3 protein-coding genes are annotated in these 9,598 nt (G+C 59.9%); 1 reads left to right on the forward strand and 2 read right to left on the reverse strand.

The window, feature by feature from the left end; translation table 11 throughout:
- The coding region (locus JXQ94_RS07620; protein ID WP_421923176.1) for a beta strand repeat-containing protein at nucleotides 1-3,576 on the reverse strand (3,576 nt) is incomplete at its 3' end.
- 510 nt (nucleotides 3,577-4,086) lie between these two features.
- Here JXQ94_RS07620 and JXQ94_RS07625 point away from each other — a divergent pair.
- Nucleotides 4,087-5,130, forward strand: coding sequence for a phosphotransferase family protein (locus JXQ94_RS07625; RefSeq protein ID WP_421923177.1), 1,044 nt, complete (start codon nucleotides 4,087-4,089; stop codon nucleotides 5,128-5,130).
- Nucleotides 5,131-5,201: 71 nt separating this feature from the next.
- Here JXQ94_RS07625 and JXQ94_RS07630 read toward each other — a convergent pair.
- Nucleotides 5,202-9,598 (reverse strand): beta strand repeat-containing protein (locus JXQ94_RS07630; RefSeq protein WP_421923178.1); only part of this gene is annotated, 4,397 nt, incomplete at its 5' end.

Raw genomic sequence — 9,598 nt, forward strand, 5'->3', positions numbered from 1 at the left:
GAACTGCGTCGCCGCTGTATTGTTATTGCCGGCGCTATCCTGGGCGGCACTGCCCGCGACATCGACCGTCACCGAACCATCAGCGGCCGGGGTGATCGTGGCGGTGTAGACAGTGGCGCTGGTTGCCGAGAAGCTCGACGCCGCACCATTGCCGACCGAGAAGTCACCAATGGCGAAGCCCGTGACCGCTTCCGAGAAGGTCGCGGTGATCGTGAAAGCGCCCGAGGTCGGATCAGCAGAGCCGGTCGAGAGGGCTACAGTCGGAGCCGTTTCGTCATTTTCGATTATAAATTGGGTCGCAGCGGCACTGTCATTCCCGGCGGCATCCTGAGCCGCGGCGGACGCGACATCAACCGTGACGGTTCCGTCCGCCGCAGGGGTCAAAGTGGCAGAAAAGTCGCCGCCGCCATTATCGGCAAAGGCCGAAAGCGCGCCATTGCCGACGCTGATATCGCCCACAAGGAAGCCGGTGACCGCCTCGCCAAAATCGACGGCAATCGTGAAAGCGCCAGACACCGGATCGGCGGAGCCGGTCGAGATCACTGGCGTCGGCCCGGTAAGGTCAAGCGTAGCAGTATCGGTGACGGCTGCTGCGGCATTGCTGGACGCGTCCGTGAGAACGACGCTCACGGTGAGCTCGCCTTCATTGAGGCCGGAAATATCGAGGCCAGACACCTGGAATTCAGCCGGATCGCCCGCATTGGGAATGGGGATGCTGCCAGTCCCGACGACATTCGCTCCACCGCCATCCGACGAGATCGTATAGCTGTAGTCCGTCAACGTTTCCGGATTATCGATCGTAAACGACGCGGCGGTATAGTTTGACGGCCCGTAGAGCGTCGAATCGAAACTCACCGTGTGACCGGACGGCGCGACATTATCCGTGCCGAGACCTGTTATGCCGAACAGGTAAGGGGCCTCGTCCGAATCATCATTGGCGATGGAAACCGTGGCATTGGACGTGCCCGCTTCTGCCGGGTCAAACTCGATCGTAAACGTCGTCAAATTGCCCGCCGCGACGGTCGTGGCAGGCTGAGCGGTTACCGAAAAAGCATCTGATCCGGAAATCGAAACGGCGTCGCTGCCGAGCGTCAGGACGGCGCCACCATCATTGTTGATGGTGAAAGTGGCCGACGCGGTCCCGCTGTCGACGGCCTGGCTACCGAAATCGGTGCCATCCGCAACAGACGGCGATGCGTCGGCAGAGTCGATATCGATCGCGTTTGCGGCATCCGCCAGGCGAATCTCCGGCAAGACTGTACCCACACCGGCGATGGCAAAATCATAACTCGCCTCATCCGCGTCATTACTGGCGATTGTAATCGTTGCGGTACGCGACGCAGCGACAGACGGGTCAAACTGGACTGTGAAACTCGTGGTCGCTGCTGGCGCCACACTGGCGGCCGCAGCTGACGTAATGGAGAAATCTGCGGAATCTGCGCCTGACAGGGCAACACTCGCAATGGTGAGCGTGTCCGTGCCGAGATTTTCAATCGTGAAGGTGCGCGACGCTGTGCCGGCCGTTACATCGACGGGCGAGAATTGCGTATGGTCCGTCAGACTTGGCGCGGCAGCCCCGTCAGCAATCGAAACCGAATTGCCCGTAACATTGATTTCCGGGTCGCCAGCCACTGCTTCGAATGTGAATGTGTTCGACAAGGCGTTATCATCACCCTCAGCGTCCTGCACGACGGCCGCTGGAAGGAAGACCTCGACCGAGCCGACACCCGCGGGCGAAACGGTGAGCGTCCAGTCAGAGCCCGACCCGGTAAGCCCATCCGACGTGGCATTGGTGAGATCAAAATCGCCAGCGACAAGGTCGGTGACCGGCTCACTGAAACGCACAGCGAGGGCGCGAGAGAAAGCGACGCCGAGATCATCGGTATCACCTGAAATCGTGACACTGGGAGGCGTGCCGCCCGGCACATCGACGACGAAGCTGTCAGACGCGGGATCAATCGTCACAGCACCGTCGTCAGAACGGGTCGCGGTCAGATTGCTGGTCGTGTTTGTGTACGTGCCAGCCGCCGCACCTGCCGGAACACTGACTGTGACAGTGAAAGTACATGAGCCCTCGGATGCCAGGCTACCGCCCGCCAATGACAGGACACTTGTGCCCGTAAGACTGGAACCGGCCCCACAGACATCCGCCAGCGGCGTCCCGGTGGCCGTCGCGCTACCCAGCATCGCGTCGAGGTCATCCGTGAACACGATGTCCGTTGTCGTGAACGCGCCCGTTGCTGCAATGTAAAACTCAACGTCGATCGTGTCGCCCGGCGCCACGTCGTCTTCCGCGAAGGTTTTGGTGAACTGGATTGTGCCGCCGGCGCCCTCGGCAAAGTCAACAGCCAAGATGGCAGCAGCCTGCGTGTCCGTATAACTCACGGCGTCGAGATTATAGACCAGCTCGGTCGTGGTGAACCCGTAATTTCCGGCCTCAAGCGCGTCATCGACCTCAATCGGCAGGTCAAAGGTGCAGCTCGCACCGGCAACAAGCGCCATCGAACGGAACTGAACATAGGTGTTGCCACTCGACAAGGTCGCGGTCGAACTCGGACCGCAAGGCAGGGCTGCGGGCTGCACACCGAAGAAATCAGAGCTCGAGCTCCCGTCGATATCGAGGTCAAATTGCCCGACAGTCAGATCATCAGCAGAATTATTGGTGATGGTGAAACGCAGCGTTGCCTGATCAAGCGGGTCGACCGGGCTGGTGACGAAGGATGCCGTGAAGTCCACATCGTCTCGCGGATCGCCGCCCACGTCGTAAACCACGCTATAGACATTTGAAGCGGTATTGTCGTTGCCGGACTGGTCGACGACCGTCGCGGCGGGCAGCTCAACGGTAATCGGCGTACCAGCGCCGGTCGGCGTCACCTCGATTGTGACCGTGGAAACATCGTCACCCGATTGAACGCCATCACCGCCAAGGTCGGCGAAGGCGACCGTCGCGTTCGTCACGACAAGATCGCTCACCGCGAAGCCGTCGATTGTCTCCGCATACAGGCCAAGTTCGACAAAGCTGACATTGACGTTAAACGCCGCATCCACTGGCCCGCCCGGCCCTGTGATAATCGGCGCTGGCGCAGCAGAATCGACACCGACCTCGATATTGAAATCCGCCCAGTCGCGGTCGATCGCGCCAGAAACAGAGCCCGTGCCGGTGATATTGCTTGGGGACGCGACATAAGTCGCCGCCGCGGTCGACGCCGGTGTCGAAACCGAATAGCGGACTTGACACTGACCGACGGGGTCGATGTTGGACACAGTGACCAGACCCAACCCGTCGGAAGAAATAGTCGGCGCTCCGCAGCTGAAACTGGAAATCGACCCGAGATCGAGTCGCGCGCCGGTCAATGCCGCTTCATAATCCACGGTGAATGTAAGGTCTGTGAGATCCTCTGCTCCGGTCACCCAAATAGTATGGGTGATGGCTGCGTTTTCGCCGGGGTCGACCCGCGGCTCATCGCCGGTTTCGTAGCTCGCGGCCGACGTGGTAAAGAAAAATTGCGCTGACGCATCGGAGGCCGCCAGAGCGCTGCCGGCCAGGCCTGCTGCAAGAAGTGCGGCCCAACGCATTGGCGCAATTCTGGATTTTACCTGACTGGATTTTATCTGACTGGATTTTATCTGATCGGCTCCCCGCGCCTGAAGCTCAGGTCGGCCGAATGTCGAAACAAAATCCAGGATATCGCGCATATTTTCCCCCGCGCAGACAAGACAATAGCCTGTCTGACTCCAGCTCACCCCTGACGACTTGGAACACCCCCCGCCGGCGAAGCATGATCACGCTACTACTAAAGCCCGAAAGAACAAAGCCAAATCGGGCGTTCGCGAGAGCAGTTTTCCGTAGGATTTCCCTTCAGCTGGGCCGAGCGGTGGCGGCGACCGGATACGCAGTCGCCGGCATATGGATCAACCTTAGCCTGCCGACCGGCGCGACGACATCAACGTCCATCAATCGGCTTTGGATCGCCATGTTTGCGTCGTCACGCCGGTCGCGCTCATTCGTGTTTTGGCGGCTGTGGCTGCTTGGTGGTTTTAGCGGGTCTGTCTGGCTAATCTTGTCCCGTCGAAACTGGGGAATTCATGGCGATCACGAACCAAGATGCACGCTCGGCGGTCATCGGCCTTTTCGGCCGAGAACCGGACGAAGTCGAATGGCCTGGCGGACGCAGTCGCCGGACTTTCTGCGTACGCTACGACGAGACCCGCTATGCAGTGTCCAAACGAGGCGGGCCAGGTCGGGCCCGTCTGGAAGCCACCATTCTGGAACGCCTCCAGGACAGCGGGCACACGCCTGAACTGGTTCTTTGCCGGGACGAATGGGTTGTGCAGAGCTGGACGCCCGGTCAACGACTCGCCGAGCGGCTCGCACTGAATCCGACGCCCGCGCTGGTGGCTGAAGCCGCCGCCACTCTGGCCAGACTGCAACGCGCCGGAACAATGGCCGGCTTGGACAGGATTGCGCCAAGGATTGGACAGAAGGCAGGCTGGCTTGATCGTTTCTCGGGCCTGCCGGCAAGTCTGGCGGAAAATTGCGGGCTCCCGCCTCCGGCATTCGACGGAGCGGGTATTCGATCCATTCTGTCTGCTCCCCCCGCAAGTTTTGTGAAATGGGATTCGCGCCCGGGCAACGCCCTGATAGACCCCTCCAGCGGTCGCGCCGTCTGGATTGACTGGGAGCATGCCGGATGTCGGGTAATTGCGGACGATCTCGCCTGGCTCGTTTGCGACGAATGGTTCCCGGATGACAGAAATCTGGAAACGGCGGCGATTAGCGGGTTTTGCGCAGAATACTCGAACAGATTCGATTTCGACTTCGGACGCTATCTGTCGGCGTTTGGCTGTCTGCACACCATGGTCCGCATCAATCTGGTACTGGACTTCCAGTCGAGCCATGGCTGGGGTGATCGCGCGCATCTCTTGGCGAAAGACAAGATCGGGGCAACGCCAGACCTTCTGAAGAGGCTGGCCATTCGCGGCGCTCGCTGGGCCGCTCGCTATCCCGAGACCGAAGGGCTGACCGATTTTTTTGTCCGGCTGAGCTCATCAACCTTTTCTGCCTCGTCGACGGCAGCGCCAGAGACCGATTCTGAGACCGATTCAGAGACCGGGAACGACACGGCCTAAGCCCATGCGTTGGCACAACAAAAAAGGGGCGGCGCATGTGCGCCGCCCCTTCAATTTTGGAGACCGGCCCATTACCAGCCTTCGGGCGTGTCCGGCGTGACCGGCACGTCCAGCGAGACCGGTAGGTCGAGCGGACCTGCGAGGTCATCGAGAACAAACATCCCATCGCCCGACATCGCGACCCCGGGGAAAAGAGCCGAACTCGGACCGGTTTCGGTCAGCGAGGTGAATCCAGCCAGGTCCGCCATCGGCAGGTCCATATCATTCCCGAACTCTGCAGCGGCCTGTGCCAAGGCATCGGATCCAACAGAACCAATCGAATTGAGATCGCTGAAGCCGTCATCGCTCAGGGTCAGGAACCCGTCTGCGCTCTCACCAACGGCCAGCATCCGCACGCCACTGTCGAATGCCGGTCCAGAGACATTTTCCATCGCGCTGTCAGAGCTTTCGATGGCTTCCGAAACCGGAGCGGGCTTCTCGCTCGCAACATCAAGCACTTCGGCTTTTGTGCTCGGTTCAGCCAGTTTGCGCCCAACCGACTGGTAATAGGTGATCGCAACGTCCTGATCGGTCGTGGTCAATCCATCCGATGCGGTGACGACGATATTGTGGACACCCTCAAATGCAGGGTCACCCAAAGCGGTGACGACGCCGGTCGTGGCATCGATCGTATAGAATTCCGCCGCGTCACCCGACAGGGAGTAGGCGATCGTATCACTCGCATCGACATCCGTCGCCGCCGCCGTGAACACGACACCGGTATAGTTGGTCGTGACAAGGTAAGCGGCGCCGCTGACCATGACAGGCGCATCATTCTCGCCAATCACCGTCACTTCAGCCGTTGCCGTGGTGGTACCGCCATTTCCGTCATCAACGATCAGCGTCACCGTATCGACGAAGGTTTCGCCCTCCGCCAGATAATCGAAGGCGCCCAGAGCGCTGTAATAGAGCGATCCATCTGCATTGAGCGACACCGACGCACCGCCAGCGGACGTTGAACCCGCAGCAATCGAGACAGTGAGGCTGTCACCATCCGGGTCATTCGTGGTTCCCAGGATCTGGTTGACGACATCCTGGAAGGTGTAATCGCCATCTTCACTGACGCCCTCACGGAGGATGCCGGCAAAGCCGATATCCATGCGGGCGCCGATATAGAGCCCTCCAGACGCGTCATAGGATCCGACGCGGAACTCGATGATGAACTCACCGGAATAATCCAGCTCCAGCTCGACGGTTGTGACACCGGTTGAGCCTGTAAAGCCAGTATTGAAGTTGAAAATCTCCTGAACGATCGCCCCGGTATTCGCATCCCGGATATAGCCGAAGCCCAGCGCGTGATCGCCTCCCGAGGAGAGGTTGTAGGTGAAGGCAACAGTGTCACCAGCCTGCCCCTCAAAGGAGTCCGAACTGATGGTCGGCCCAAAACCGCTCCCAAATCCGTTCGGGACCGTACCGGCGAAGTCGAGCACGGCAACCGCATCATCACCCGGGATGTAGGTTCCATTGGTGTCGATGGTGATCGTGGAGCGATCCGTACGGGTCATGTTGCTGGTGGAAGTGGAGACGTTCCAACCTGTCAGCCCGTTGTCGAAACCGCCATTGCCGAGGGCATTGGCCTGCAGGACGATATTGCCCGCCGTCGGCGCGTCATTGGCACCGTTCAGCGTGACGGTCACCGTTTCGGTTACCGTGCCACCATCTCCATCAGAAATCGTGACAACATAATCCTGGGTCGCGGTCTCTCCGGCCGCCAAGCCTTCAAGGGCATTGTCGTCCACTTCGAACGTCCAGGCCACCGTATCACCATTCTGGTCAACCGGGCTCAGCGAAAGCGTGCCGAGATAATTCCCGCCGACCGGGGTCACCGTCGCCGTGTGCTCATTGGTGATGTCGATATCGGCAAAGGCTATTGTGCCGTTGGCAACATGGGTGACGGTACCTTCATTGGCAGCACCGTCTGCGACTTCACTCACAGACCCCGACGTATCAGCCGTGATGACGGTCGGCGCGTCATTCTCGCCGGCCACTTCGATGGTCACCGTCTCGACGGTGGACGCGGCACCCTGAGCGTCAATCGCTCGATAGGTGAAGCTCACCGTGCGGCTCTCGCCAAAGGCCAGATCCTGGAAATCGCCACCTGGATTGAAGGTGAAGGTTCCATCACCATTATTGATGACGCTGCCCTCGTCCGGCTGGGTCAGGATCTCGTATGTCAACGAGGCCTGATTGTCCTCACTGTCGACATCATCACCAGCAAAGGACTCGGTAACAGGCGCCCCGTCTTCCCGAGTGCCGGTTCCTCCGAAGGAGAAGCCCGCACCAAGGAAGGTCGCATCCCAGCTCGGGATGTCGCCGGTTACCACTTCCGAGATGAAGTCCGGACGGCCGTCGCCATTCGTGTCCCCGACATTGGTGAGAAGACGGCCACCGCCGCTACTGTTGGACGGAACATAGATGTCCACATCCCCATCGCCGTCATAGTCGCCCACGGCGATGCCGTAGGAACTGGTCGTTCCACTATCGACCACCATCTGCTCGAACTCGGGCAGACCGTCATTATTGGTGTCCCCTTGATTCAGGCTGATATCGATCTGACCAGACAAGTCCGCGTGAATGATGTCGAGATCTCCGTCGCCATCAATATCGGCAAACATGCTTTCGAGCGTGTTTGACGCGGTCGGCAAGGTGATCGCGGTGAATTCATTCTGACCATCGCCGTTTGAATCACCCTGGTTGATGTAGAGAATCTCGTCCCGGCTGGACCAATGGGAGACAATGAAGTCCATGTCACCATCGCCATCGACATCACCGACCTCCGTGCCCAAGGCATAGGAACTGGCAAAGGTCTGGTGGATGTAATCGATCTGACCGTCACCATTCGTGTCCCCCTGATTGTAGGAAATCACGACCGGCCCCTGGCTCCAGCCAGCAGACACAACATCGATCCGGCCATCGCCATTCATGTCACCGGAGGAAATCGAGTAGGACCAACCATTCGTCGGTCGCGCGACATCGCGCACCGAGAACTCGTCGATCACACCATTGCCGTTGGTGTCGCCAAGATTGATGACTTCCAACAGCGTGCCATTGGAAGCGCCCGCCACCACATCGAGCAGACCATCCCCATTCAGATCGGTCAGCTCCACGGCCTGCTGAACACTGGTCGATGCCTGCACACCGGTATAGTTGGCAAAACCGTCACCGTCCGTGTCACCGACATTGGTGAAGACCCAGACGCCGGTGCCCGTCGCAATGGCGATATCGATGTCGCCATCGCCGTCGATATCGCCGCTGTCCAGACCGCGACCATAGATGTTCGCGCGATCAAGCAGCGAACTCTCGGTGACCGTGTCGGACGCTCCGTCACCGTCATTGTCGATGAACTCATGGATCACGAGACCATCGCTATTGCCCGAGAGCGCAAGGCCGACAATGGCGCCGCCACTGCTGCCGCCGCCGGTGCCGGTGAGGCTGATGGCCGACACCGTCGGAGCATCATTCGAGCCGGTCACCGTGACGGTCGCCTGTGCCGCAGACGCGACGCCGTGCTCGTCCTGGATGGTGTAGTCGATCAGCACCGTAGCGGTTTCTCCGACCGACAGGCCGTCGAAGTCTGCACCGGGGTCAAAGACAAGCTGATTGTTGACGATTGCGACCGAGCCACCGCCGGTATTGATGGCTGCGGCGCTGACCGAAAGGGCCGCATTATTGTCGGCATCCGTGTCATTTGCGAGGACGTCGATCGTGACGCTCGCATTCTCGTCAGTCGTCGCAGCATCGGCAACAGCCACCGGGCCGTCATTTGTACCGGTGATCGTGACGGTGAGGGTCGAGGGAGCACTGGCGCCCTTCTCGTCCGTGACGACATAGTCGATGACCAACTGGATTTGCTCGCCCTCGGCAAGCGACTGGTAGGCCGCATTGCCCGGGTCGAAGGACCAGGACCCGTCGCCATTGAGCTGGAAACCGTCCGGCGCATTGTCGGCGAGGCTGAAACTGAGTACCGCGCCGGTATCGGGATCACTGTCATTGTCGCCGACATTGCCGGTAATGACAGCCCCGTCTTCTGTCGCATTGGCCGTATCAGCCACCGCATCCGGCGTCGTGTTCACACCGATGATGGTAATGTCCAGTGTCTGTTCGACCACGCCGCCATTTCCGTCGGAGACGGTATAGGTGAAGGTCTCCGTGGCCGTATCGCCAAGTGCCAGCGAGAAAACCGCCGGATTTGTCGGGTCCGCCATATAGGTCCAGCTGCCGTCGGAATTCAGCAACAAGGTGCCGAGCGCTCCGACAAGACTGGTGTCAGCATTGGCCTCATCACCGCCCTCATTGCGAACGCTGATCACCGACAGGACGTCACTGGAGTCCACATCGCTGTCATTGTCGAGCACATTGCCCGCCTGCTCGAGGTCGGCATTGGCATTCGACACGTCCGCGATGGCGACCGGTGCGTCATTGGCGCCAT

It is taken from the genome of Maricaulis maris, assembly GCF_049116555.1.
Lineage (GTDB): Bacteria > Pseudomonadota > Alphaproteobacteria > Caulobacterales > Maricaulaceae > Maricaulis > Maricaulis maris_C.